Origin of the sequence: Micromonospora andamanensis (genome assembly GCF_016863495.1) — a bacterium.
GTDB classification, from domain to species: Bacteria; Actinomycetota; Actinomycetes; order Mycobacteriales; family Micromonosporaceae; genus Micromonospora; species Micromonospora andamanensis.
In genome coordinates this window covers 105,159-130,630 of sequence record NZ_BOOZ01000004.1, presented here as the reverse complement: position 1 = coordinate 130,630, position 25,472 = coordinate 105,159, and the positions used below count along the sequence as shown (strand labels likewise).

At 70.3% G+C, this 25,472-nt stretch carries 27 protein-coding genes; 14 read left to right on the top strand and 13 right to left on the bottom strand.

What is annotated here, in order from left to right:
* Nucleotides 1-28 precede the first annotated feature (28 nt).
* Genes Van01_RS05400 through Van01_RS05385 form a run of 4 tightly spaced genes read right to left on the bottom strand, consistent with a single transcriptional unit; the run spans nt 29 to nt 3,755 of the window.
* Nucleotides 29-952 (bottom strand): AMP-binding protein, encoded by a 924-nt coding sequence (locus Van01_RS05400; protein WP_204001209.1) that lies wholly within the window; start codon nt 950-952, stop codon nt 29-31.
* Nucleotides 949-1,413, bottom strand: a complete 465-nt coding sequence (locus Van01_RS05395) for a MaoC family dehydratase (RefSeq protein ID WP_204001205.1) — start codon at nt 1,411-1,413, stop codon at nt 949-951. The genes Van01_RS05400 and Van01_RS05395 overlap by 4 nt, the downstream gene beginning before the upstream one ends.
* Nucleotides 1,410-2,582: an acyl-CoA dehydrogenase family protein gene (locus Van01_RS05390; RefSeq protein WP_204001202.1), complete on the bottom strand. Its 1,173-nt coding sequence runs from the start codon at nt 2,580-2,582 to the stop codon at nt 1,410-1,412. The genes Van01_RS05395 and Van01_RS05390 overlap by 4 nt, the downstream gene beginning before the upstream one ends.
* A gap of 24 nt (nt 2,583-2,606) precedes the next feature.
* On the bottom strand, nt 2,607-3,755 hold the full coding sequence (locus Van01_RS05385) for an acyl-CoA dehydrogenase family protein (RefSeq protein ID WP_204001182.1): 1,149 nt from the start codon (nt 3,753-3,755) through the stop codon (nt 2,607-2,609).
* Nucleotides 3,756-3,844: 89 nt separating this feature from the next.
* Between Van01_RS05385 and Van01_RS05380 the strand changes: the two genes are divergently transcribed.
* The 3 genes from Van01_RS05380 to Van01_RS05370 are packed head-to-tail and all read left to right on the top strand — an operon-like array spanning nt 3,845 to nt 7,046.
* Nucleotides 3,845-4,510, top strand: a complete 666-nt coding sequence (locus tag Van01_RS05380; protein WP_204001164.1) for a TetR/AcrR family transcriptional regulator — start codon at nt 3,845-3,847, stop codon at nt 4,508-4,510.
* Nucleotides 4,511-4,554: 44 nt separating this feature from the next.
* Nucleotides 4,555-5,973, top strand: a complete 1,419-nt coding sequence (locus Van01_RS05375; protein ID WP_204001161.1) for an aldehyde dehydrogenase family protein — start codon at nt 4,555-4,557, stop codon at nt 5,971-5,973.
* Nucleotides 5,970-7,046 (top strand): alcohol dehydrogenase catalytic domain-containing protein, encoded by a 1,077-nt coding sequence (locus Van01_RS05370; RefSeq protein WP_204001158.1) that lies wholly within the window; start codon nt 5,970-5,972, stop codon nt 7,044-7,046. The genes Van01_RS05375 and Van01_RS05370 overlap by 4 nt, the downstream gene beginning before the upstream one ends.
* Nucleotides 7,047-7,099: 53 nt before the next feature.
* Here the strand turns inward: Van01_RS05370 and Van01_RS05365 are convergent, their stop codons facing one another.
* The 5 genes from Van01_RS05365 to Van01_RS05345 form a co-directional block, all read right to left on the bottom strand.
* Nucleotides 7,100-7,588, bottom strand: a complete 489-nt coding sequence (locus tag Van01_RS05365; RefSeq protein WP_204001155.1) for an NUDIX domain-containing protein — start codon at nt 7,586-7,588, stop codon at nt 7,100-7,102.
* On the bottom strand, nt 7,585-8,745 hold the full coding sequence (locus Van01_RS05360) for a hypothetical protein (protein WP_204001152.1): 1,161 nt from the start codon (nt 8,743-8,745) through the stop codon (nt 7,585-7,587). Before Van01_RS05360 ends, Van01_RS05365 begins: the two co-directional genes overlap by 4 nt.
* Nucleotides 8,742-9,482: a hypothetical protein gene (locus tag Van01_RS05355; RefSeq protein WP_204001150.1), complete on the bottom strand. Its 741-nt coding sequence runs from the start codon at nt 9,480-9,482 to the stop codon at nt 8,742-8,744. The genes Van01_RS05360 and Van01_RS05355 overlap by 4 nt, the downstream gene beginning before the upstream one ends.
* A 573-nt stretch (nt 9,483-10,055) precedes the next feature.
* Complete coding sequence (locus tag Van01_RS05350; RefSeq protein ID WP_239098866.1) at nt 10,056-11,258, bottom strand: helix-turn-helix domain-containing protein; 1,203 nt, start codon at nt 11,256-11,258, stop codon at nt 10,056-10,058.
* Nucleotides 11,245-11,415: a hypothetical protein gene (locus tag Van01_RS05345; protein WP_204001147.1), complete on the bottom strand. Its 171-nt coding sequence runs from the start codon at nt 11,413-11,415 to the stop codon at nt 11,245-11,247. The genes Van01_RS05350 and Van01_RS05345 overlap by 14 nt, the downstream gene beginning before the upstream one ends.
* Nucleotides 11,416-11,565: 150 nt before the next feature.
* Here Van01_RS05345 and Van01_RS05340 point away from each other — a divergent pair, with 150 nt between their 5' ends.
* The gene (locus Van01_RS05340) at nt 11,566-12,315 is read left to right on the top strand and encodes a helix-turn-helix domain-containing protein (protein WP_204001144.1); all 750 of its coding nucleotides are present in this window, start codon (nt 11,566-11,568) and stop codon (nt 12,313-12,315) included.
* An 18-nt stretch (nt 12,316-12,333) separates the two neighbouring features.
* On the opposite strand, the gene Van01_RS05335 is transcribed toward Van01_RS05340, so the two are convergent.
* The 3 genes from Van01_RS05335 to Van01_RS05325 form a co-directional block, all read right to left on the bottom strand.
* Complete coding sequence (locus tag Van01_RS05335; protein WP_239098865.1) at nt 12,334-12,624, bottom strand: hypothetical protein; 291 nt, start codon at nt 12,622-12,624, stop codon at nt 12,334-12,336.
* A 186-nt stretch (nt 12,625-12,810) separates the two neighbouring features.
* The gene (locus tag Van01_RS05330; protein WP_204001141.1) at nt 12,811-13,065 is read right to left on the bottom strand and encodes a hypothetical protein; all 255 of its coding nucleotides are present in this window, start codon (nt 13,063-13,065) and stop codon (nt 12,811-12,813) included.
* Between the two features lie 106 nt (nt 13,066-13,171).
* Nucleotides 13,172-14,449 carry an MFS transporter gene (locus tag Van01_RS05325; RefSeq protein WP_373306208.1) on the bottom strand — a complete coding sequence of 426 codons (1,278 nt, stop codon included), beginning with the start codon at nt 14,447-14,449 and terminating at the stop codon, nt 13,172-13,174.
* Between the two features lie 142 nt (nt 14,450-14,591).
* On the opposite strand from Van01_RS05325, the gene Van01_RS05320 reads away from it, so the two are divergent.
* The 6 genes from Van01_RS05320 to Van01_RS05295 all read left to right on the top strand — a co-directional run bounded on the left by Van01_RS05320 (nt 14,592) and on the right by Van01_RS05295 (nt 20,921).
* Complete coding sequence (locus tag Van01_RS05320) at nt 14,592-15,635, top strand: aromatic ring-hydroxylating dioxygenase subunit alpha (protein ID WP_204001137.1); 1,044 nt, start codon at nt 14,592-14,594, stop codon at nt 15,633-15,635.
* The gene (locus tag Van01_RS05315) at nt 15,632-15,877 is read left to right on the top strand and encodes a hypothetical protein (RefSeq protein WP_204001134.1); all 246 of its coding nucleotides are present in this window, start codon (nt 15,632-15,634) and stop codon (nt 15,875-15,877) included. The genes Van01_RS05320 and Van01_RS05315 overlap by 4 nt, the downstream gene beginning before the upstream one ends.
* Entirely contained in the window at nt 15,874-16,827 is a 954-nt protein-coding gene (locus Van01_RS05310) for a PDR/VanB family oxidoreductase (RefSeq protein WP_239098864.1), read from the top strand. The genes Van01_RS05315 and Van01_RS05310 overlap by 4 nt, the downstream gene beginning before the upstream one ends.
* Before the next feature lie 30 nt (nt 16,828-16,857).
* Nucleotides 16,858-17,631, top strand: a complete 774-nt coding sequence (locus Van01_RS05305) for an IclR family transcriptional regulator (RefSeq protein WP_204001131.1) — start codon at nt 16,858-16,860, stop codon at nt 17,629-17,631.
* 100 nt (nt 17,632-17,731) lie between these two features.
* Entirely contained in the window at nt 17,732-18,613 is an 882-nt protein-coding gene (locus Van01_RS05300; protein ID WP_204001129.1) for a PaaX family transcriptional regulator, read from the top strand.
* 157 nt (nt 18,614-18,770) lie between these two features.
* Nucleotides 18,771-20,921 carry a DUF6351 family protein gene (locus Van01_RS05295; RefSeq protein ID WP_204001116.1) on the top strand — a complete coding sequence of 717 codons (2,151 nt, stop codon included), beginning with the start codon at nt 18,771-18,773 and terminating at the stop codon, nt 20,919-20,921.
* Between the two features lie 54 nt (nt 20,922-20,975).
* Here Van01_RS05295 and Van01_RS05290 read toward each other — a convergent pair whose 3' ends face one another.
* Nucleotides 20,976-21,437, bottom strand: coding sequence for a MarR family winged helix-turn-helix transcriptional regulator (locus Van01_RS05290; protein ID WP_204001112.1), 462 nt, complete (start codon nt 21,435-21,437; stop codon nt 20,976-20,978).
* A gap of 61 nt (nt 21,438-21,498) precedes the next feature.
* Between Van01_RS05290 and Van01_RS05285 the strand changes: the two genes are divergently transcribed.
* The 4 genes from Van01_RS05285 to Van01_RS05270 all read left to right on the top strand — a co-directional run bounded on the left by Van01_RS05285 (nt 21,499) and on the right by Van01_RS05270 (nt 25,430).
* Nucleotides 21,499-22,446: an SDR family oxidoreductase gene (locus tag Van01_RS05285; protein WP_444543473.1), complete on the top strand. Its 948-nt coding sequence runs from the start codon at nt 21,499-21,501 to the stop codon at nt 22,444-22,446.
* 23 nt (nt 22,447-22,469) lie between these two features.
* On the top strand, nt 22,470-23,351 hold the full coding sequence (locus Van01_RS05280; RefSeq protein WP_204001098.1) for an amidohydrolase family protein: 882 nt from the start codon (nt 22,470-22,472) through the stop codon (nt 23,349-23,351).
* Between the two features lie 16 nt (nt 23,352-23,367).
* Entirely contained in the window at nt 23,368-23,820 is a 453-nt protein-coding gene (locus tag Van01_RS05275; protein ID WP_204001095.1) for a MaoC family dehydratase, read from the top strand.
* Between the two features lie 86 nt (nt 23,821-23,906).
* Nucleotides 23,907-25,430 (top strand): acyl-CoA synthetase, encoded by a 1,524-nt coding sequence (locus Van01_RS05270; protein WP_239098863.1) that lies wholly within the window; start codon nt 23,907-23,909, stop codon nt 25,428-25,430.
* Nucleotides 25,431-25,472 lie beyond the last annotated feature (42 nt).

The window sequence follows — 25,472 nt, the reverse complement described above, 5'->3', positions numbered from 1 at the left end:
GTTGGTCCAGGTGGTGCCGGGCGAGCGCCTAGCTTCCGGTCCCCCGCCGGTACCGCTCGCCGGGGCAGCCCAGTCGACGCGAGCGGATCCGCCGGGCCGGGCGCACCGGGCCGGCGGGTGGGCCCGGCACCGGCGAGTCACGCTCCCCCTCGGCCACCTCGACGACCGTGTCGAAGGTGACGGTGAAGCGCTGCCGCAGCGACGGCGGCAGGGGTGCCCGGCTGACGCAGCGCCGCAGCCGGGGCAGCGCAGCCCGGCCCCGGGCCGCGTCGAGCAGGGCCGCGTACATCGCCGACGTGCCGTGGAAGACGGTCACCTCCTCACGGAGCATCAGATCCAGCGCCGCCGGGCCGGTGAAGCGGCTCAGCAGCACCAAGGTCGCTCCCGCCTGGAAGGTGCCGGTGAGCGCGACGGCCTGGCCGAACCGGCCGCCAAGCGGCAGACAGCCGAGGACCACGTCGGTGCCGTCCGGCTCGGCGACCGGGTCGACGTCGGGGTCCGTGGCGGTGCCGCCGGGTGGGGTGTCACAGAGATCCTCCAGCCGGGGTACGCCGGACGGACCCCGGCTCGGGCCGACGGTGAGCAGCGGTACGCCGACCCGGGCGCTGACCCGCCGCCCGGCGGCCAACTGCGAGGTGTGGCAGACCAGCAGCCGCGCGTCGCGGGCCAGGTGGACGGCCTGCGGGGCGACCGGCACACCGACAGGCACGGCGACCGCACCGGCGGCCAGAGCGCCGTAGTAGACCCGGGGAAAGTCGACCACGTTCGGCGCGAGCAGGGCCACCGCGTCACCGTCGCGCACCCCGGCGGCCCGCAGCCCGGCGCCGTAGCATCGGGCCTCCAACCACAGTTCGGCGTACGTGACCCGAACCCGGCCGTCGACGACGGCGACGGTGTCGGCGTGCCGGTGGGCGGACCCGGCCAGCACCGTCGCCGGGGAGAGCGCGGTCATCTCGGTGGGTCCGCGTACAGCCGGCTCACCGTCTCGGCCACGCAGACCGGCTTGCCGCCGCCGTCGCCGTCCACTGTCACCGTGGCGACCAGTTGGGCACCGCCCTCGAACGGGCTCACCTGGTCGATGGTGGCGACCACCCGCACCGAGCTGCCGACGCGTACCGGCGCGGGGAACCGGACCCGGTTGAGGCCGTAGTTGACACCCATCCGCACCCCGTCCACCCGGTACAGGCGGCCGACCAGAGCCGGCAGCAGGGCGAGCGTCAGATAGCCGTGGGCGATGGTGCCGCCGTACGGTCCGGCCGCCGCCCGCTCCTGGTCGAGGTGGATCCACTGGTGGTCGTCGGTGGCGTCGGCGAACGTGTCGACCCGGCGCTGGTCGATCGGGAACCAGGGGCCGGGGCCGAGTCGGTCGCCGACCGCGCCGGCCAACTCGTCGAGGCTGGCGAAGCTCCTCATCCCAGGTGCCCTCCGAGCTTCGTGTAACCGCGCAGCAGGTCGCGGGAGATGATCAGTCGCTGCATCTCGTCGGTGCCCTCGAAGATCCGGTACAGCCGTACCTGCCGGTACCAGCGTTCGATCGGCAGCTCACGGGTGTAGCCCATCCCGCCGTGGATCTGCATGACCCGGTCGACCACCCGGTTGACCATGCCGGCGCCGTAGAGCTTCGCCATCGAGGAGGCGTGCCTCGGATCCAGACCGGCGTCGACGGTCCACGCTGCCCGCAGGATGAGCCAGCGGGCCGCCTCCAGCTCGGTCTCCGAGTCGGCGATCATCCACTGGATGGCCTGGTTGGTGCCGATCTTCGACCCGAAGGTCTCCCGGGTGTTGGCGTGGTCGATGGCCATCCGCAGCGCCCGTTCGGCGATGCCGACGGCGTGCGAGGGGATCGTGTAGCGGCCCTTGCCGATCCACTGCATGGCGAGGGCGAAGCCCTGCCCCACCTCGCCGAGGATGTTGCGGTGCGGCACCCGTACGTCGTCGAAGATCAGCGAGGCGGGCCCACCCTCGCCCATCGTCGGGATGAACTCCGACCGCCAGCCCATCGCCCGGTCCACCAGGAACGCGGTCGCCCCGCCGTCGCGGGCCCCGCGCTCCGGGTCGGTGACCGCGATGACGATGGCGAAGTCGGCCTCGTTGCCGCCGGTGATGAAGGTCTTCTCGCCGTTGAGGATCCAGTCGTCGCCGTCGCGGCGGGCGCTGAACCGGATGTTCGCCGCGTCCGAGCCGGCACCCGGCTCGGTGATGGCGAAGCAGGAATTTCGCTCCCCCTCGATGGTGGGCAGCAGGAACTCCTTGCGCTGCTCGTCGGTGGCGTGGAAGAGGATGTTGTCGGCCTCGCCACCGAAGCGGAACGGCACGAAGCTGCGGCCGATCTCGGTCCAGATCAGCGACTGGACGACGGCGGGCAGGTCCATGCCGCCGTACTCCTGCGGCGTGGCCAGCCCCCAGAAGCCGAACTTTCGGGCCTTGAGCTGCAACTCGCGCAGCTCGGAGGGTTCCAGGCCGGGTTGGTGGGCCCGTTCGCGGCGCAGCAACTCCTGCTCCAGCGGCATGACCTCCCGGGTGATGAAGTCACGAGCGGTGTCGCGGATGGCCCGCTCCTCGTCGGACAGCCCGAAATCCATGTGCGCACGGTTCCTCTCGCGGGTTCAGAAGGCGTTGACGCCGGTGAGCGCCCGCCCGATGAGTAGCTGCTGAATCTGGCTGGTGCCCTCGTACAGGGTGGCGACGCGGGCGTCGCGCAGGTACTTGCCGACCGGGTACTCGTCGATGTAGCCGTACCCGCCGTACACCTGGATGGCGTCGTTTGCCGCGCGGACGGCGGCCTCGCTCGCGAACAGCTTGGCCATCGACGCCTCGGTGGCGAACGGCTGCTCCCTGTCGATCAGGTCGGCGACCCGCCAGACCAGCAGCCGCGCCGCGGCGGTGTCGACAGCGATGCCGGCGAGCAGTTGCTGCACGAGCTGGTGTCCGGCGATCGGCTTGCCGAACTGGGTGCGCGTTCCGGCGTAGCCGACGGCGGCGTCCAGGCAGCCCTGCGCGATGCCGACGCAGCCGGCGGCTACCGACATCCGGCCCTTGGCGAGGGTGGCCAGCGCCAGCTTGAAGCCGGCGCCCTCCGGGCCGAGGCGGGCGGTGTCGGGCACCCGGACGGCGTCGAGGACGAGTTCGGCGGTGGCCTGCCCCCGCAGACCCAGCTTGCCCTTGATCTCCGACCGGGCGAGGCCGGGACTGTCGGTCGGCACCAGGAACGCGGTGATCCCCCGGTGGCCCGGGCCGCCGGTGCGGGCGAAGAGCAGCGCGACGTCGGCGGTGGTGCCGTTGGTGATGAACGTCTTGCGGCCGGTGAGCAGCCAGTCGTCGCCGTCGCGGACCGCCCGGGTGGCGAGCGCCGCCGCGTCCGACCCGCTGTCCGGTTCGGTGAGCGCGAAGCAGCCAACCGCCCTACCGGAGCAGAGTGCGGGCAGCCACCGTTCCCGCTGCTCCGGTGTGCCGTGCGCGGCGATGGACTTGGCGACAAGTCCCAGCGAGACCGACACGATGCCGCGGACCGCCGAGTCGCCCCGGCCGAGTTCCTCAAGCACCAGGCAGTACGCGAGGTGGTCGCCGCCGGATCCGCCGTACTCCTCGGCGATGGTGAGGCCGAGGAAGCCGACCTCGCCGAGCTTGCCGACGATGCCGGGGTCGACCGCCTCGCGCCGGTCCCAGGCCGCCGCGTGCGGCACCACCTCGCGGTTGACGAAGTCGGCGGCGAGCGAGCGGACCGCTACCTGCTCGGCGGAGAGGTGAAGGTCCATGCCAGTAAACTAGCGCTGCAAGTTTTATGCTGTCCAGACCCCTGTATGGCAAAGTTCCCCGCGAGCCACCCACCCGAAGGAGGACACCCATGCCCCGGCCGCGACAAGCCCTGCTCAGCAGGGAGCGGATCGTCGAGGCCGCCGCCGCGTTGATCGACGCCGAAGGGCTCGACGCGTTCTCCACCCGCCGGCTCGCCGCCGCTCTCGGCGTACGTGGACCCTCGCTGTACAACCACTTCGCCACCAAGGACGCGATCCTCGACGCGGTCGCGGACAGCATCACCGGCCAGGTCGACGTGTCGTACTTCGGCCAGGTCGACTGGCGTGAGGCGCTGCGTCGCTGGGGGCACTCCTACCGGGCCGCCCTCGCCGCCCACCCGAACATCGTGCCGCACCTGGCCCAGGGCCCGGGTCGACGCCCGGCAGCCCTGGCCATGGCCGACGCCGTCTACGGCGGGCTGGTCGCGGCGGGCTGGCCGCCCGCCCGGGCGACGCACATCGGCGCGCTCATGCGCTACTTCGTGATGGGTTCCGCGCTCAGTTCCTTCGCTCAGGGCTTCGTGAAGGATCCGGGGCTCTACGCGGAGCAGTACCCGCACCTGAGCCAGGCCCACCGCCTCGCCGAACACCAGCACCAGGTCGACGAGGGCGCCTTCGTGCTGGGGCTGGAGGCGCTCATCGACGGGCTGTCGCACACCTACGAACGCGTGGTCGGCCCGCTGCCACCCCTCCCGCCCGACGGCCCGGCGTACTAGAGTCCAAACTTGCACCGCTAGTTTTAGGTCGAGGTGAGGAGCCCATGGAATCCGTACGGACCGACTTCTACCTCGACGGACGCTGGGTGCGCGCGGCCGGTGGACAGCCGTTGGCTGTGCACAACCCGACGACCGAGGAGGTCATCGGCACGGTCCCGGCCGGCACCGCCGCTGACGTCGACCGGGCCGTGGCCGCCGCCCGGGCCGCCTTCGAGGGCTGGGCGGCCACCGATCCCGCCGACCGGGCCGCCCACCTCGACCGGTTGCACGCCACCCTCACCGCCCGCACCAAGGACATCGCGCACACAGTCGCCAGTGAACTCGGCACCCCGCTGAAGGTCGCCACCCGGGTCCAGGCCGGGCTGCCGCTCACCGTCCTGCGCGGCTACGTCGACCTGGCCGCCCGGCCGCCCGCGCCGCAGACCGTAGGCAACTCCCTCGTGGTACGCGAACCCGTGGGCGTGGTCGGCGCGATCACCCCCTGGAACTATCCGCTGCACCAGATCGTCGCCAAGCTCGCTCCCGCCCTCGCCGCCGGCTGCACACTCGTGCTGAAGCCGAGCGAACTGACCCCGCTGACCGCGTACCTGCTCTTCGACGCCATCCACGAAGCCGGCCTGCCGCCCGGCGTGGTCAACCTGGTCACCGGCACCGGGCCGGTGGTCGGCGAGGCCCTCGCCGGCCACCCCGACGTGGACCTGGTCTCCTTCACCGGCTCCACCGCCACCGGCCGGCGGATCACGCACCTGGCCGCCGACCGGATCGCCCGGGTGTCACTGGAGTTGGGCGGCAAGTCGGCGAACGTGATTCTCGACGACGCCGACCTGGCCGGCGCGGTGAAGGTCGGCGTCGGCAACGCGTTCCTCAACTCGGGCCAGACCTGCACCGCATGGACCCGGATGCTCGTGCACCGGGACCGCTACGACGAGGCCCTCGACCTGGCCGCCAAGGCCACCGACGGCTACCGGCTCGGTGACCCGTTCGACCCGGCCACCCGCCTCGGCCCGCTGGTCTCCGCGCAGCAGCGGGACCGGGTACGCGACCACATCACCAGGGGCCTGGCCGACGGCGGCCGGCTGATCGCCGGTGGACCCGACGCCCCCGTCCCGCAGCAGGGCTGGTTCGTCGCCCCGACGGTCATCGCCGACGTCGACCCCGACAGCGCCCTCGCCCAGGAGGAGGTCTTCGGGCCGGTCCTCGCGGTCATCCCCGTCGACGACGACGACCACGCGGTGCGGGTCGCCAACAACTCCCGCTACGGCCTGGCCGGCGCGGTCTGGTCCGGCGACGAGGACCGGGCACTGCGGGTGGCCCGCCGGCTGCGCACCGGCGCCGTCGACATCAACGGCGCACCGTTCAACCCGCTCGCCCCGTTCGGCGGCTACAAGCAGTCAGGCCTCGGCCGCGAGCTGGGCGTACACGGGCTTGAGGAGTTCTGCGAAGTGAAGGCGATCCAGCGGTGAGGGGCCTGGTGGTTCGGGGCGTCGGCACACCGCCCCAGGTCGAGCCTGTCGACCCACCCGCCACCGGTACCGGCCAGGTACGGGTGGCGGTCAAGGCGGCAGGCGTCTGCCACTCCGACCTGTCCATGGTCGACGGCACCATCGCCGCACCGTACCCGCTGCTGCTCGGCCACGAGGCCGCGGGCGTGGTCGTCGAGGTGGGCGACGGCGTCGACCGGGTCGCGGTAGGAGACCACGTGGTGCTCAACTGGGCACCCCCGTGCCGCGACTGCTGGTACTGCGGGCACGGCGAGCCGTGGCTCTGCGAACGCTCCGGCAACCCGGCCGCCACCGCCGGGCACACGATCGACGGCGCGCCACTGCACGTCACCCTCGGCCTCGGCGCGCTCGCCGAGCAGGTGGTGGTGCCACAGCAGGCAGTAGTGACCGTACCGCCGGAACTGCCCTTCCCCACCGCCGCGCTGCTCGGCTGCGCGGTGCTCACCGGCGTCGGCGCGATCCGCCGTACCGCCGATGTCCGGCCCGGCGACTCGGTAGCCGTCATCGGTCTCGGCGGCGTCGGCCTCTCCGCTGTCGCCGCCGCCCGCGCGGCAGGCGCCGCCACGGTCATCGCCGTCGACGTCGCACCCGCAAAGGCCGAGCTGGCGTACGCGGCCGGCGCCACCGACTTCCTGCTCGCCGACGACACCCTCAGCCGCGCGGTACGGACACTCACCGGTGGCCGGGGCGTCGACCACGCGGTCGAGTGCGTCGGCCGGGCCGCCACCATCCGCACCGCCTGGCGGGCGACCCGCCGTGGCGGGCAGGTCATCGTGGTCGGCATGGGCGGCAAGGACGACATGGTCGGGCTCAGCGCCCTGGAGATCTTCCACTCGGCCCGCACCCTGCGCTCCTCGGTGTACGGCTCCTCCGACCCGGACCGGGACGTACCCCACCTGGCCCGCGCGGTGCTCGACGGCACCCTCGACCTGGACTTCCTGGTCACCGACCGGGTCAGCCTCGACGCGGCACCGGAGGCGCTGGCCCGGATGTCCCGGGGCGAGGGCGCCCGCACGGTGGTCCTGTTCGACTGACGCGCTCCTGTCGGCCAACGGCATCCCGCTCTCCGGCGGCTTGGAGCACTCCGTCAGTAAGTGTCGCCCCAGTACGTGTCCGTGCTGGCGTTCACCATGTCCTCCAGCTTTCGAAGACCAGTGGGGAAGATGTTGAGTTGCCGCAGGTCGGCGAGGCTGCACCAGCGCATTCCCTGCTGGCCTTCGTCGGAGACATCGTCTGCTGCCAGGTAGTCGGCGGACAGCTCCGACTTCAGTTCCGCGAGAAAGTAGAACTCGATCTTGTGTTGATCGCGGCCCTTACCGGCCAGTTCGTGGCGTGCGTGGATGTACTCACGAACGAAGAGCATGCGCCCTGGCGTCACGTCCGCACCGATCTCCTCCTGGCATTCACGAACCAACGTCTCGGTCAGCGTCTCGCCGTACTGCTGCCGACCGCCGGGCAGGGAGTACCAGACCCCGAGCCCCATCTTGCGGTCCACATACTTGAGAAGGAGCACCCTGTCGCCGTCGAGGATGACAGCCTTGGCGGAGTTTTCGAGCCGGTTCTCGGCACTCGTCATGTCGTCGCTTCCAATCCCGCTGCCTCGATCATGTCCTGGAACGTGTGCGGAGGTGGGTCGTCGTGCCAGCCATTCATCGCCAAGCGGTCGAGCAGCGCTCGCTTGAGATCGATGATCGCTATGAGCGGCTCACCGAACCGCGGATCCAGAGCGTTCAGGCCGAGCGCGATTTCGCGCCATAGGGCATCGGCCTCCCGGTAGCACTCCCGCATGATGCCACCCGACACCAGCATCTCCAACATGGCACTGTGCGTCTCGTTCAGTTCAGGATCGCCGACCAGCGCGCGGTTGAGCACACCAGCATCCCTGCCATGGCTGTCGATGACTTGCTGCGCCCGGGTCCAAAGCTTGCTTATCAAACGGCGCAGGTCTGCCTTGAGCATCGGCTCGGCGAGCCCCTTGGCGACCGGGTAGCTCACCAGCCCAGTAACAGTGTCCTCGAAGAGGTCCGCCAGTTCGTCCACCCGCTGTCTCAACCGGCGCATGTCGCGGAGCCGGTCGGCCAAGCCGTCCGGCACGGGCTTCCCGAGATAGGCAAGCAGTCCGAGTAGGCAAGACGAGTAGAAGCCGGAGCCGAGGTGTCGAGACCTGACATCCATCCGATACCAGTTGACGAGGCTTTCTCCGTCTTCGAGCAGTGCCTGGTCAAAGCGGGCGGCGTAGTTGTCGTACATGGACTGCACGATTTCCGCCGTCACCCCGGCCATCACCGGTAGTGCCCGAACGCCTGCTGGTGTGAGCGAAGCCTCGCGGACCATCGTCAGCAGGCTGGTCACCGAAAGGCACATGGTCGAGTTGACGTCGGCAAGCAGCAAGGCCGGGTCGCGGATGCTGTAGGAAGCTGAAAGGTCGAGGTGGCGGTCCATGTTGTTGAGGATCAGGGTCTGACCCAGTGCGTAGATCTTCAGGTACTCGGCCAACACCTCTGGATCGGCACCGGTCCGGGCACCAACCGCCGCTGCCGGCATCGTCTGCCGGAACAGCAACTCGGGATCAAGGGCATCCTGATACAGCCGAGACATCCGGGGAAACAGGAAGTCCATAGCGCGCAGTTGGCTAATGGCCATCAAGATCGGGCGACCGTATTGGGTGAAAAGTTCGACCGTCGCCCGGAAGTCGTAGCCGGCAGGGTCAGTACCCGTAGAGAAACGCCTCACCCGCCCGCTCCCACTGACCGCTTCCGTTGCGCCCTCCGAAGTACCTCCCACGTGAACTCCATCTGCAAGAGGAAGTAGATCAGCGCGAGCACCGCTGACAGCAGAGGCGTCCAAGAGATGTCAGTTCCATACGTGATGAGACGGTCGGCGCCGACAGCGACGTACGCGGCGTTGAGCGATCCGATCACCACCGAAGTGAGTGCTGCGGCCTTCAGCTTGCGCCGACTCTCCAAGTATGGGTTGGTTGACCCCCACACCGGTTTCCAGCCTTCGGGAAACTCTGCGGCAAGCGCGTGCAGGTAGAGGCTTCGCAGCCGGTTTACCTGGTGTTTCGCTTCGGTCTGCACCCGATCGGTGACGACATAGGCCCGCAGGACGATCGTGTTCAACACCCCGGCTACCACTGCCGCCGCATAGATGATCGGAAGCCGCAACACCGTGCCGACCTGACCCACCGAAGAGATCAATTTCGCGGACACCAGGGCACCAGCGACCAGAACCGGGAAGGCCAGGATACGAAGACTGAGCTTGTAGAGATCCCTTTCGGCGTCCTTGTAGTCGTTGTGCAGGATGAACGCCTGCTCGAAGTCGGTCAGCAGCATCTTGCGGGCGGTCTCCACGTCGATGCCCCCGCCTCGCGTCCCCGCTGCTGGGGTGGTGCGAACCTCCGCATTCTTGGGCGTCAGCGCCTGCCTGATCAACTGGCGCAGACGACTGCGGCGTTCGTAAGTAGGCACGGATGATCGCCACCTCCCCAGGGTCACGTGCTGCGCATTATCGCGTCAGACGTGGCATCGAGGAAACGGCTCCGCAGAGACGACAAATGCCGACGGAAGACTATCGCGATCGAAGCGGTTCGGTCAGTGAACTTCGCCGCGCTACGGTGAGGGTCATGCCGCGCTACCTAAAGGTCGTCTACTTTCTAATCCTGCTCGCCCTCGTGGTCTTGGGCTTCGCCTGGGACTCGTCCCTCGGCCTTAAGGTCCTGGTTGGTGCGTTGGCGGTAATCCCTGTTGTGGTAGCTGATCTCATCAGCAGGCACCGGCGGAGCGGGTCACCCAACGCATAGCCGAAATGTACGTCGGCTGTCCCACCTACGGTCATCGCGCTCACCAGCGCGCCGCCAGCCCGTCGGCCGCCGACCCCACACTTCACTGGAGCAGCCGTTCGGCCACTCGACCGGGATTCGTCTGGCCCCCGTCGAGCCGCAATCCCCAAAGTCTCAACCCCCTGTCTCACCCTGTCGGCCCTATGATGAGGATCGGTCGGTTACGGACCTGGACGAGGGACAGGAATGGTGCCGTCGCCGGTCAGCCCACCCCGAGGGAGACGGCGAGCTGCGTGACCGTCGTCGGGGCGCGCGGGTCACGGGTGATCTCGGCGAGTAGCTCCCGGGCTACGGGACGGTCTCGGATCTCTGCCGGTGCGGTGCGCTCGGCTTCGACAAGCACCCGTGCGGCGGTGGTCGCATCGTCGGCGTGGAGGTAAGCACGGGCGACGTCGAGCAGGTGCGCAGCGCGGTGTTCTGGGGGTAGCCACCGCCACCCGGGCCGCCTGGTGGCCTTCTCGTGCCAGGCGATCGCAGCACGGGCGTCGCCGGATTCGACGGCTGCGGCGGTACGCGCCAGGGCGACGGCTGTGGGTCCGAACCCGGTGTGGTGATGGTCGCGCCCGTCGCCGACCCGTTCGGCCATGCTGGCGGCCTCGTCGATCAGATCGGTGGCCGCCGGCTCGTTTCCGTGCTGTGCGGCTGCCAGGGCTGCCTGGATGAGCAGCGTTCCGCACAGGGACAGCTCCGCCGGGGTACCGCACTCGATCTCCGGCGGAGCGATCCGGTACGCGGCGGCGAGCATCACCGACTTCGCCTCCCGCGTACGCCCCGACATCCGCAGCACCTGACCGAGTTGGACGGCTGCGGCTGTCACCAGTTCCCGGTCACCGGTGGCGGCGAGCATCGCCCGGTCAGTGGCCAGCCACGCCAGCTCGGCGTCGCCGAGCTTGACCAGCAGGGCGGCCGTGATCCGGTACGCCTCCACCAGCGGGGTTCGACCCGTGACCGGTGCTCGGGCGTAGGTGCGCTGTGCATTGATGAGCAGCTCCGGTGCCATGTCGATCATCTGCTGGTAGCGGGCGTACTGAAAGGTCGTCCACGCGTGCCCCACCTCCCGCAGCATCCGCTCCACCGGTGACGCCGGCCGCAGGCCCGCCGGCACGCCCAACGGGATCTCGTACCGGGACAACGCAGCCCTGATCCGGTCGACACCCTCGGCGCGATGCGTCGCGTCGGCCGGCGCGGTGTTCCCGCCGAGCAGGGCGGCGGTGTCGATACGCAGCACGCGGGCGATCTCCTGGAGAGTGGAGAGCCTGTCCAACGATCGGACTCCGCGCTCAACCTTGTCGACCCAGCTCTTCGACTTGCCGAGCCGGTCGGCGAACATCTGCTGCGACAGCTTCCGCCGCCCCCGCCAGTACGCCACCCGCCGCCCGACCGGCAAAAGCTCAACGCTGTCCACGACGCCACCGCCGATCCGGTATCGCCCGGGTGATCTCCTCCGCCGGGATCCGCTCCGCCTCAGCCTCGGCGAGTAGCCTCCGCTTGGCCGCTTCCCGCGCGGCTGCCTGAATCTGCTCGCCCCGGCTCTCCCCTGGCCCGTCGCCGTCACCCTGCATCCCCACCTCCGTCGGCAGACGCGCGGCGGCAAGCCTGCCGTCGCGGGTCTACAGTGACGTCCTGATGTCACCGAGCGCGACGGCACAAAGCCCGACAACTAGGCCACATTGGTGGCGACATAAAGGCGACACGGCGCTATCGTGTCGGTCATGAACGCCCCCAACACCGCCCTGCGAACCATCCGCATCGGGATGCGGATGAGCCAGGACGACTTCGCCCGCGCGCTCCAAGCCGCCGGCCATCGCGTCGGCGAGCCCAACGACGCCAACAAGAGGCTCGTCCAACGATGGGAGTCCGGTGCCATCGCTGCACCCCGACCCGTCTACGCCCGCGCGCTGGAGGTCGTCACCGGCCTACCCATCTCGCTGCTGGGCTTCGCATCGGTACCCGGCAGTCAGGTCGCCGACGACAAGCACGGCGGCCACGACCTGACATCTCCCATGTCCAGCCTGGCCACACCGACGCCGACCCCACGGCCGACCACCGTCCACCAGTCATACGAGGGGGTCTGGCTCAGCCGCTACCAGTACTACTCAAGCGGCCGGGGAGACTCCTTCGCCGGTCAGCACTTCGTCGTCGTCCTCCAGCACGGCGACCGGCTGACCGCACGTAGCCTGCCCGGCTCGGCCGCCTCATCTCTCTCCATGGACCTGACTGTGGACGGCTCCGTCATCACCGGCACCTGGGTGGAGCAGACGGACCCGGGCGGCTACTACCGGGGTGCCCGCTATCACGGTGCGGTCCAACTCCTCGCCGAGCCCACGGGCAGACGGATGGCCGGCAAGTGGGTCGGGTTCGGCAAGGACATGGACGTCAACACCGGCCCGTGGGAACTCATCTTTCGCGACGCCTCGACATCCAAGGCCACACTCGACCGATACAACACCTCAGCGACGTAGCGCGCTGCTGTCCAGGAATCACCTGGTCGTGTCGACACTGCTGGCGTCATCGAACCATGACGGAGCTGTGTAGAGGTCGGCCACTTCGGCTACCGGCACCTTGGCCACCACCATGCCGACCCGTCGTGGCATGTTCGGTATCCGCCAGTCGACCAACATCTGACCTTGCTCATCATCGTCTGCGTCGACCAGTACGTTGAAGAGCAAGTGGTTGTCCTCTTCGCTGTACGCGTCAGCCGCCAGTTCCAGGACCCCACCAGACCGCAGGGTCACTATCCACCGGCCAGGGACGCCCGCAGCAAACTCCACGGCAGCAGACAGTAGCTGCATCCAGCCCACAGGTCGACTCGTCATGCGTGAGTGCAACTTCCCTGTTGTTGTCGTCTCCGCTCGGTTCGAGGCGACAAATTCCCCGTTGTTGTCCTATCCGCAGGGCCACTGACTACGGCCGGCGCTTGTACTGGTTGCCGGGCGGTGAAGGTGGTTGGGTCTGATTCAGCCGGGCCACCCGTCGAGGTACTCGGCGAAGGAAACGTCGCCCCGCTCGTCGCCGCCGATTTCCCGGAACTGGTCCAGGCCGTCGTAACCCGGCGTATCGGGCAGCAGCACCCGCAGGGGGTGCGAGGCGTGGTCGGCCAGGAACTTCCACAACGCCCGGGTCAACTCCGGCTGGCCGGAGTTGACGGTGTAACCGTCCTGGAAATAGCCGATCCGCTGCTCCCCCAGCCGGTACGCGGTGCCCAGTGCCATACACCTGGCGCACTGCGGACAGGCCAACCAGCCGCTGAGCGACACCCGAGAGCCTCTCAATCACATCGTCATGCCACGCAGGCCCAGGACGGCTGCGCCGGCGCGGTCAGGTGGCCGCGTCGCGTTCGGCGGCCTCGATGTTGGCGTCGGTGACCACGAACATGCCGAGCAGCAGGGTGAGCGTCAGCAGCCCCATGATGGCGAAGACCGCGCGGAGGCCGAAGACCTCGGCCGCGACGCCGCCGACCAGGGCGCCGGCCGGCATGCTTCCCCAGGCCAGCATTCGGTAGCCGCTGTTGACCCGGCCGAGCAGCCGGTCCGGGGTGATCCGCTGGCGTAGCGAGATGGTGATGACGTTCCAGGTGGCGAGCAGGATCCCGCCGACGAAGAAGACCGTACCGATCACGAACGGGTTGGTGCTCAGCGCCGGTACGCCGACGACTGCGGCCATCGCCAGCACGGAGAGCGCAAGGGTGCGGGACCGTCCGAGCCGTTGTTCGATCCGTGCGGTGGCTACCGAGCCGAGCACGATGCCGGCGGCGATGGTGGTGAGCAGGAGGCCGTACCCGGGTTCGGTGAGGCCGATGGGCGAATCCGGGCCGACCGCATAGAGCACGAGCACGGCGAAGATGGCGCTTGTGATGAAGTTGCTGGTCCCGACCATCGTGGCCAGGGTGCGCAGCAGCCGGTGCCGCCAGAGGAAACGCAGCCCTTCGACGATGTCGGCACGCATCGTCGTCGGCTCGTCCCGCTCGATCCGGAACCGGCCGGCGACCAGGAGCAGCGCGGCGACGGCCACCGCCCACAGCACCGCCGGCCCGGCGAGGGCCAGGGCCACCCCGGCGGCGACCAGGAAACCGGCAAGTGGTGGGCCGACGAACTGGTTGGCGGCCAGTTCCACGGCGGCGAGTCGGCCGTTGGCCCGGGGTAGCCGGTCGCGCGTGACCACCTGCGGCAGGATCGACTGGGCGGAGGTGTCGTAGAGGGTCTCGGCCATGCCGAGGCCGAGCGCCACCAGGTAGAGCAGCCAGATCGACCCGGCGTCGAAGGCCACCGCGAGCGCCAGCCCGCCGATGACAACCGCGCGCAGGGCGTTGGCGGCGAGCATCACCTGACGCCTGTCGAGCCGGTCGGCGAGGGCGCCGGCCGGCAGCGCGAACAGCAGCCAGGGCAGGCTGAACGCGGTGGCGACCCCGGCCACCAGCACCGGTGAGCGGGTGTAGCCGACGGCCACCAACGGCAGCGCGATCTTGACGATCCCGTCGGCCAGGTTGGACACCGCCGACGCCGACCAGAGCCGCCAGAACCGACCACCCAGCCGGCTCTCATCAGCCGCGTGCGCCGTTGCCTGGTCCGTACGCACTGGTTCCTCGACCCCCGTCACGCCGCCGATCATCGCAGCGTCGCGGCGACCGGCGAAAGGCCGCCGGCCTTTCACTGAGTGAAATAGGCGCTGCCGATCAGCGGGCGGCTCACGGGATCATCCGACTGCACCCCGCTCCCGTCCCGAGAGAGGTTGGGTCACGATGGCGTTCGCCCGCAACCAGTGGTACGTGACGGCCTACAGCAACGAGGTCGGGCGGGATCTGCTCGCCCGCACCGTGCTCGGTGAGCCGCTGGTCCTCTACCGCACCGAGTCCGGGGAGGCCGTGGCGCTCGCCGACAGGTGCGTGCACCGCCGCTACCCGCTGTCCGAGAGCCGGCTCGACGGCGACACGATCGTCTGCGGCTACCACGGCTTCACCTACGACCAGACCGGCACCTGCGTCTTCGTACCGGGCCAGCAACGCATCCCACGCACCGCGCGGGTCGCCGCGTACCCGGTGGTGGAGCAGGACTCGCTGATCTGGGTGTGGATCGGCGACCGGGACCGCGCGGACCCGACCACGATTCCCCGGGCCCCCTGGCTGGACGACCCCCGGTACACGGTGGTGCGCGGGATGGCGCCGCTCAACGCCCGGTACAGCCTGCTCGTGGACAACCTGATGGACCTGTCCCACGAGACCTACCTGCACGGCGGCTACATCGGCACCCCGGAGGTGGCGAACACGCCGATCACCACCGAGGTCGACGAGGAACGCGGCATCGTCTACGTCAGCCGGCACATGGACGACGCCGAGTGCCCGCCGTTCTACGCCAAGTCGACGGGCATCCAGGGCCGGATCACCCGCTGGCAGGACATCGAGTTCCACCCGCCGTGCCTGTACCTGCTGCACAGCCGGATCGCGCCACAGGGCGTCTACCCGCCGGCCGAGGGCGAGGACAGCGACGCCTTCCACGCCGAGATCGTGTACGCCATCACCCCGTCGACGGAGAACACCACGTACGACTTCTGGGCGGTGGCCCGCGACTTCGCCATCGACGACGAGTCGGTGAGCGAGTACCTGCACCAGAGCAACCACACGGTGGTCATGCAGGACGTGACGGCGCTGAACATCCTGGAGCAGGTGATCGCGTCCGAGCCGGACAAGTACCAGGAACTCAGCATCAACATCGACACCGGCGGACTCGCCGCCCGACGGCTGATCGCCCGGATGGTCGAGGCTGGGACGGTGGGGGCGCCCCGATGACCGAGCCGGCCCACATGCTCACCGGCGACCGGATCTACCGGATCCACTGGATGCCGGGTACCGACACGCTGCGCGGAATCTGTCACTGCGGTGCCGAGCGCGTCGCCGAGGAGCCTGTCGAGTTGTGGGAGTGGCTGCTCGCCCATCCGTACGGTCATCAGTCGCCGGAGGTGGTCCCGCCCGCACCGCACGCCGCCGCCGGGACGCCGGTGTCGCCCGCCCGGTCGGTGGTGCCGGCGTGACCGCCGACGACCTGGACGGCGCGGAGCTGGTGGTGGCCGACCGGGACTGGGCGGCGACGGGTGTCGCCGTCCTGGGCCTGTGCCGCCCCGGCGGCGGCGACCTGCCCGCCTGGTCCCCCGGCGCGCACCTCGACCTGGAACTCGGGCCAGGGTTGGTACGCCAGTACTCGCTCTGCGGTGACCCGGCAGACCGGGCCACCCTGCGGGTCGCGGTGCAGCTGGAGCCGGAGGGGCGCGGTGGCTCGCGGCAGGCGCACGAGCGGCTCACCCCTGGCGCGACAGTCCGGGTGCGTGGACCACGGAACAACTTCCCGCTGGTGGCGGCGTCGCGTTACCTGTTCGTCGCCGGTGGTATCGGTATCACGCCGATCAGGCCGATGGTCGCCGCCGCCGACGCCGCCGGAGCCGACTGGCGACTGGTGTACGGCGGGCGTAGCCGCGCCACCATGGCCTTCGCCGACGCCCTGCGGGAGAAGTACGGCGACCGGGTGAGCCTGTACCCGCAGGACGAGACCGGCCTGCTCGACCTGGACGAGCTGCTGGGACAGCCGACGGACGGGCTGGTCTACTGCTGCGGGCCGGAGTCGTTGATCGCCGCGGTGGAGCAACGCTGCCGGACGTGGCCCGCCGGGGCCCTGCACGTCGAACGCTTCACTCCGCTGGCCACCGCCGACGGCGTCGACAGCGCCGTCGAGGTGGAACTCACCCTCAGCGGCCGGACGCTCACCGTACCGCCGGGCACGTCGATCCTGGCGGCGGTGGAGGCGGCTGGCGTGCAGGTGCTCTCCTCGTGCCGGGAAGGCACCTGCGGCACCTGCGAGACCCCGGTGCTCGACGGTGTGCCGGAGCACCGGGACAGCCTGCTCACCGAGGCGGAGCGGGCCGTCGGCGACACCATGATGATCTGCGTTTCGCGCGCGGTGACGCCCCGACTGACGCTGGAGCTGTGACCGGCCGGCCGGGGTCGGCATGATGGCGGGGTGGACGCGCAACCAGGACGGTCGGTCACCAGCAAGGTGCTGGCCCTGCTCGACGCGTTCACCCCGGCCAGCCCGGCGCTGACCCTCAGCGAGCTGGCCCGGCGAGCCGAACTGCCGTTGCCCACCGCCTCGCGGCGGGTCGCCGAGCTGGTCGCCTGGGGCGCGTTGGAGCGGGGTGACGACGGGCGGTACCGGATCGGGTTGCGGCTGTGGGAGGTCGGTTCGCTCGCCCCCCGGGGGCTCGGGCTGCGCGAACTGGCGCTGCCGACGATGGAGGACCTGTACGAGGTGACCCACGAGAACGTCCAGCTCGCGGTCCGGCAGGACGCCGAACTCGTCTTCATCGAACGGATCGCCGGGCGGCATGCGGTGCCGGTGCTCACCCGGGTCGGTGGCCGCTTCGCGTTGCACGCAACCGGCGTCGGGCTGGTGCTGCTCGCGTACGCGCCGGCCGAGGTGCATGAGCAGGTGCTTGCCGCGCCGTTGGAGCGGTACACCCCGCTGACCGTCACCGACCCCGGGCGGCTGCGCAGAACGCTGGCCGAGGTACGCCGCACCGGGTACGCGGTGAGCGACAGGCAGGTCACCATGGACGCCCTCTCGGTCGCCGCGCCGATCTGCGGACCCGAGGGCGCGGTGGTCGCCGCGATCTCACTCGTGGTCGCCCAGCACCGGGCGGACCCGGTGGCGCTGGCACCGCTGGTCCAGGCGGCCGGACGGACGATCTCCCGGTCGCTCGGCACGTCGTACGGATCTCGGCGGTCCCCCGGCTGAGGCCGGTACCGCCTCGTCACCCGGCGCAGTAACGTGTCCGGGTGTTGATGCGCTCTGGCCAGCCCCGAACCGACGGAATCGCCACCGGGGCGTCGTCGTGGTGAGCGACGGGCTGGGCGAGCGGTTGCCGCCGGGGTCGTCGTCGGAGCGGGCGGCGGTCGGGCGGGCCCGGGCCCAGCGTCTGCTGGTGACCCTGCTCGGGGACCACTGGCACGCCGGTCGTTCACCACTGCCGTCCGGGGGTCTGGTGGCCGTCCTCGCGGAGTTCGGCATCGCGCCCGCGAACGCCCGCGCCACGCTCGCCCGGCTGACCCAGCGGGGCATGCTCCAGCGGACCAAGGAGGGCCGGCGGACCAGCTACCGGTTGACCGAGCCGGCCTGGCACATCCTCCAGCGCGGTGCGCGGCGCATCTTCGCCACCACCGACGAGAGCGCCTGGGACGGCAGTTGGACGCTCATCGCGTTCACGGTGCCGATGGAGGACGCGAACCAGCGTCGCCTGATCCGGGCCCGGTTGCGCTGGTTGACGTTCTGGCCACTGTACGACGCGACCTGGGTGACGCCGCACGACAGGCGCCACGAGGCACGCGAGCAGCTCAGCGAACTCGGGGTCACCGACGCGGTGATCCTACGGTCCACCGAGCTGGAGTTGCTGCCGGCCGGCCGGGCGCGGCTGGAGGCCGCCTGGCGGATCGACGAGGTGGCCGCCGGCTACCGGGACTTCCTGCACCGCTACCGCGAGCTGGCCGGTCGCGCCACGGCCGGCGGGGTGCTGCCGGCGGAGGCGCTCGTCGCGCGTACCCGGCTGGTCAGCGACTGGCGGGCACTTGTCGGCGCCGACCCTGACCTACCTGCCGAGTTCCTGCCCCGGTCGTTCCCGCGTGCCGAGGCACGGGCGATGTTCCTGAGCATCTCCGAGGCGCTGGCTCCGCTGGCCCAGAAGCGCTTCGAGGACCTCGTCCAGCGGCTCGAACCGGTCTGACCGCACCGTACATCCGTGCCGAGCCCGGCCGGGGCGACCTTACGGCATTGATGCATTGCACTTCCATTGGCTGCCGATCAGTTTTCGCATTACGTTTTCCCCGTGCCTTCGGCTCCGGAGGCCCAGCCGCCCGTCCCCGGCTGAAAGGGGTCCTGCCATGCCCACCCACCGATCTCGGAGGAGCGCCCGGCACCGACCCCTCCGGGTGGCGTTGACCGCGCTCGTCGCCACCGCACTTGTCGGCAGCTCCGCACCGGCCGGCGCCGCCACCGTGGCCGGCAAGGGCCGCCACAGTGGCTTCGACGTGGCTGTCGTCTCCGGCCGCGCGGACATGGTCAGCGGCGGCGACGCCCTGATTCGGGTCACCGTGCCGCGCACCGTCGCGCCCCGTCAGGTGAAGGTCCGCCTCGAGGGCCGTGACGTGACAGACCGTTTCCGCCCGGCCGGCGACAAGCGGACCCTGCTCGGCCTGGTGGACCGGTTGAAGCTGGGCCGCAACCGGATCGAGGTCCGCACGTACGGGCCGGGCTGGGGCCGGCCGGGTGCCACGCTGACGCTCGTCAACCATCCGGCCGCCGGGCCGGTCTTCTCCGGGCCGCACATCCCACTCTTTTGCACCGCCTCGGGCAGCCCGTGGCACCTGGGCCCGGTCGACGAGAACTGCCACGTGGCCGAGCCCCAGGTCAGCTACCGGTACCGCAGCACCGCCGGCAGCTTCGTCGACCTGCCCGACGGTCCGCTACCGGCGGACGTGGCGAGCACCACCACCACTGCCGGCCGGACGGTCCCGTACGTGGTGCGGATCGAGCGCGGCACCATCAACCGGGCGGTGTACGAGATCGCCATGCTGCACCAGCCGGGCACCCCGGCCCCGAGCCCGTGGACGAGCACCCATGGCTGGAACGAACGGCTGGTGTACACCTTCGGCGGCGCCTGCGGCATCGGCCACACCCAGGCCACAAGCACCGGTGGCGTCGTCGACGACACGCTGCTGCGGCGCGGGTACGCGGTGGCCAGCGCGACATTCAACGTGTACGCGCACAACTGCAACGACGTCACGTCCGCCGAGACGGCCATGATGGTCAAGGAACACTTCATCGAGACGCTCGGCGTACCGGCCTTCACCATGGGTTGGGGCGGATCGGCCGGCACCATGCAGCAGTTGCTGATCTCCAACGCCTATCCGGGCATCCTGGACGGCGTCATCGGCAGCATCGGCTACCCGGACGAGCGCTCCACCACCATCTCCGGTCACGAGTGCCGGTTCATCTCCCAGGCGGCCACCGCCGCCGGCCTGTCGGCCGCCCAGCAGAGCGCCGTCAGCGGCTTCGGCAGCCCGAACACCTGCTTCGGTTACCAGTTCTTCGACAGTGTGGACTGGCCGACCGCCTGCCCCGCCCACATCCCCGCCGACCGGCGCTACCACCCGGACACCAACCCGGAGGGCATCCGCTGCGCCATGGCGGACTTCGTCTCCAACGTGTACGGCGTCGACAAGCGGACAGGTGCCGGCCGGCCGATCATCCCGGACACCGTCGGCGTGCAGTACGGTCTGGCGACGCTCAAGGCGGGCGTGCTCAGCCCGGAGCAGTTCGTCCGGCTCAACGAGGGCATCGGCGGCCTGGACGTGGAGGGCAACCGCACCCCGCAGCGCACCTCGGCGAACGTCGCGGCGCTCAGCACGGCGTACGCGACGGGCCGGGTCAACCAGTTCGACGGCGGGCTGCGCTGGACCCCGATCATCGAGACCCGTGGGTACACCGATCCGACAGGCGACTTCCACGACCGGTTCCGTTCCTGGACGATGCGGGAGCGGCTGGTACGGGCCAACGGCAACGCCGACAACCATGTGAGCGTGACCGGCCCGCCGGGCGCGGGCAGCGCGGCGATCCAGGAGCAGGCGCTCACCGACATGGACGCCTGGCTGACCGCGCGCGGCAGGCTCGCGGCGGCCCGTCCGCACCTCGACGCCGTCGCGCTCACCCGACTGTCGCGACCGCGCGGCCTGGCCGACAGCTGCGTCAGGCCCGACGGTGAGCGGATCGTGGAGCGGCTGACCCTCGATCCGGGCGCCCGGTGCAACCAGCTCTACCCGTACCACCGCAACCCCCGGGTGGTGGCGGGCGGGCCCACCACCTCGGCGGTGCTCAAGTGCCAGCTCCAGCCGCTGCGGAAGTCGCTCTACGGGGTGGACTTCACCGCCGAGCAGTGGCAGCGGTTGCGAGCGGTCTTCCCCGGCGGCGTCTGTGACTGGTCGAAGCCGGGCGTCGGCCAGCGCCGGCTCGCCGGCACCTGGATCCGCTTCTGACGCCCCAGCGCCAGGTCGGGGAGGCTCGCCACGGGCGAGCCTCCCCGACCACGCTCAGTCGGGAAACGCGAGCAACCGCAGCAGACCGGCCAGCCGCTCGTGCTCCTCGGGGGTCACCGGAGCCAGCAGGCCCCGCTCCACGGCGCGGGCGGCCTGCTGGGCGCGGGCGAAGAGGTCCCGACCGGCGTCGGTCGCGACGAGGACGTTGGCCCGCCGGTCGGCGGGGTCGGTGCGGCGCTCCACCAACTGACGCTGTTCGAGGCCGTCGACGAGCGCGACGACCTGGCTCGGGTCGAGTCGGAGAAACTCGGCAAGCTCGCGCTGCGTGGGTCGGGCACCGTCGGCGGCCAGCGCCAGCACGGAGTAGGACCGCGCCTTGAGCCCGTGCTCGGCCAGGGCGGCGTTTGCCGCCGCGAGCGTGAGCGCGTTGGCGCGGGCCAGCAGAAAGACCAGGTCACCGCCGAGCACGCTGTCCCGCAGGGCGTCCCGCCCCGGCAGCCGGGTCTTAGAGGCCATGGCGCGATGGTAGCAAGTTTCACCAATGATTGACATTTTCAATGGTCCATGCTCAGATCGGGTGGACACGAAGGAGTTCTCCATGTCCCTGGACGGCAAGGTCGCCATCGTCACCGGATCCGGACGCGGTCTCGGCCTCGCGTACGCGCAGGAGCTCGCCCGACAGGGCGCCGCCGTGGTGATCAACGATGTCGACGAGCAGACCACAGCCGACGCCGTCGCGTCGATCCAGGCGCTCGGCGGCCGGGCCGCCGCGGTTGTCGCTCCGGTCGGCCCGACCGAGACCGCCGAACAGTTGGTCGCCACCGCGGTGGAGACCTTCGGTCGACTCGACATCCTGGTCACCAACGCCGGTGTCCTGCGCGACACCGTGCTGTGGAAGATGACCGACGAGGACTTCGACACCGTCATCAACGTGCACCTGCGCGGCACCTTCACCACTGTGCGCGCGGCGGTGCAGCACATGCGGGCGGCCGGCGAGGGCGGGCGCATCATCTGCATCGGCTCCCCCACCGGTCAGCGCGGCAACTTCGGTCAGACCAACTACGCCGCCGCCAAGGCGGGCATCGTCGGTATGACGCGCACCTGGGCACTGGAGCTCAAGCGCGCCGGCATCACCGCGAACACAGTGGTGCCGGTGGCCGCCACCGCCATGACCGCGACAGTCCCCTACTTCGCCGCCGCCGTGCAGGCGGCCGAGAAGGGCGAGCCGATGCCGGCGTTCTTCCGGCACGATCTCGGCTTCGGCACGGCGGACGACGTCGCCGGGCTCATCGCGTTCCTCGGCTCTGACGCGGCCGGCGGCGTCACCGGGCAGGTGATCGGGATCGGCGGCGACCGGCTCCAGGTCTGGACCCACCCGGAGGCGGCACTCACCGCTCACCGCGAGGGCGGCTGGACGTATCAGGCGCTGCTCGACGCCTGGCCGGCGACGTTCGCCGGGGCGACGCAGAGCGTCGGCGAGCGGTTCCCGGAGCTTCCCGAGGAGTTCAAGACCGCCGCCTCCTGACCCGCCGGACGAAAGCACCCATCATGTACCAACCCGCCATCGACCTCGACGTCGTCACCGCCATCGACATGCACGTGCACATCGAGGTCGACGAGCACGGCCACAACTCGCTGCCCGACGACCTGGTGGCGGCGGTGTCGAAGTACTTCAAGGCCGACGGGCCGCGCCCGGCGATCGAGGCGGTGGCGCAGTACTACCGGGAACGTCAGATGGCCGCAGTGGTGTTCACGGTGGACGCCCGCACCCAACTGGCGCACCAGCCGCTGTCGAGCGTGGAGATCGCCCGCGCCGCAACCGAGCACGCCGACGTGCTGATCCCGTTCGGCTCCGTCGACCCGCGCACCGGGCCGGCGGCGCTCGACCTCGCCACCCGGCTGATCGAGGACGAGGGCGTACGCGGCTTCAAGTTTCATCCCACGGTGCAGGGCTTCGATCCGAGCGACGAGCAGTACGCGCCGCTGTGGGGTCTGCTGGAGAAGGCAGGCGTGCCGGCGTTGTTCCACACCGGGCAGACCGGGATCGGTGCCGGGATGCCGGGGGGCTACGGCTTCCGGCTCGGCCTGTCGAACCCGATGCTGCTCGATCCCGTCGCGGCCGAGTTCCCGGAGCTTCAGATCATCATGGCCCACCCGTCGGTCCCCTGGCAGGACGAGGCGCTGTCGGTGGCCACCCACAAGCCCAACACCTGGATCGACCTGTCCGGCTGGAGCCCGAAGTACTTTCCGGCCGAGCTGGTGCGGTACGCGAACTCGCTGCTCAAGCGCCGGGTGCTCCTCGGCACCGACTACCCGCTGCTCACCCCCGACCGGTGGCTACGGGACGTACGCAGCACCGACCTCAAGCCCGAGGTACTCCCCGGCATCCTGAAGGACAACGCCGTCCGGCTGTTGCGCCTGTCCAGCTGACGACGAGAGGAAGCTCATGACGACGACGATCACCTACGAACAGCTCGCCGACCTTGCCGGCACCGACCTCGGTTACACCGACTACCGGACGGTCACCCAGGACCAGGTGAACCTCTTCGCCGACGCCACCGACGACCACCAGTGGATCCACGTCGACCCCGAGCGGGCGAAGAACGGGCCGTTCGGTGCGCCCATCGCGCACGGCTTCCTCACGCTCTCCCTGGCGGTGCCGTTCTGGACCGAGCTGCTCGACGTGAAGGGTGTCACCACGAAGGTCAACTACGGCCTCGACAAGGTGCGTTTCCCGGCTCCCGTCACTGTCGGCTCGCGGGTACGGATGACCGCGACCGTGGCCGAGGTCGTCGAGGTGGCCGGCGGCTACCAGATCGCCGTCGACCAGACGATCGAGATCGACGGCGGGACCAAGCCGGCAGTGGTGGCCCGCGGCCTGTACCGCTTCTACGCCTGACGGCCGCCGACGTACCGGCAGGGGCCGGGCACATCGGCAGGCCGGGCACGCATCGACGCACCATCCTCCACCACCGGGAGACGCTGATGCACGAACAGGGAATCGGTGCCTGGCTGGCCAAGCGCCGACTCAAGTCCCCCGACAAGGTCGCTCTCGTCCACGGCGAGGGCGACAGCGTGACGTACCGCCAGTTCGCCGACGCCGCCGACCGGTTCGCCGCGCTGCTGCGGAGTCTCGGCGTCGGCACCGGCGACGCGGTGGCCTATCTGGGTGAGAACAGCCCGGACTTCCTCCAGGTGATGTTCGGCGCGGCCCGGCTGGGTGCCGTCTTCGTGCCGGTCAACACCCGGCTGGCGCCGCCCGAGGTCGCCCACGTGCTCACCGACTGCGGCGCGCGGGTGCTGATCCACGATCCCGAGTTCGGCGATCGGGTGGCCGCCGCCCGCACCGGAAAGTCACCGCGCGTCGTGGTCACCGGGGCGGGCACGGCCGACCGTCCGGGGCTGGCCCAGCTGTTGAGCACGACCGACGTGGACGACGCTGCCGCCGCCGAGGTGAGCATGGACGACCCGGCCGCGATCATCTACACCTCGGGTACGACCGGCCGGGCCAAGGGTGCGGTGCTGACCCACGCCAACCTCACCTGGGTCGCGCTCAACTGCGTCGTCGACTACGACGTCGTCTCGACCGACGTGGCGCTGATGATCTCGCCCTTGTTCCACGTCGCGTCCCTCGGCATGGGCGCGCTGCCGGTCATCCTCAAGGGCGCCACGCTCGTGCTGGAGAAGGGTTTCGAGCCGGGCCGCGCGCTCGCCCAGATCCAGCGGCACGGCGTCACCATGCTCAGCGGCGTACCGACCACCTACCAGTTGATGGCCGACCACCCGGACTGGGTCAGCACCGACCTGTCGACGCTGAGCAAGCTCACCTGCGGCGGTTCGGCGGTGCCCACCCGGATTCTCAACGCCTACGAGGAACGCGGCCTGTCGTTCTCGCAGGGCTACGGCATGACCGAGGCGTCGCCGGGCGCGACGTCGTTGCCTCCCGCGATGACCCGCGCCAAGCAGGGCAGCGTGGGGCTCCCCCACTTCTTCACGAGCGTTCGGATCGCCGACGAGAACGGCGAGCCGATCGCCGACGGCGGCATCGGTGAGATCCAGATCAGCGGCCCGAACCTCTTCCCGGGCTACCACCTGTTGCCGGAGGCGACGGCCGAGGCGTTCACCCCGGACGGCTGGTTCCGCTCCGGCGACCTGGGATACCTGGACGCCGACGGTTACCTCTACATCTCGGGCCGACTCAAGGACATGATCATCTCGGGGGGCGAGAACATCTACCCGGCCGAGGTCGAGGTCCTGCTCGGCGAGATCGACGGGGTGACCGGGGCGGCGGTCATCGGCGTACCCGACGCGCGGTGGGGCGAGGTGCCGTGGGCGATCATGACGGTCCGCGAGGGTGCCAGCGTGGACGTCGACACCGTGCGGCAGTTCCTGGACGGCCGGGTCGCCCGCTACAAGCTGCCCAAGAACGTGGTGATCGTCGACGAGCTACCGCGTACCGCCTCGGGCAAGGTACGCAAAACCGACCTGCGCAACCGGTACAGCGGCTGAGGCCCGCCGGGCCGGCGTGACGGCCGCCCGGCCGGGCCAGGT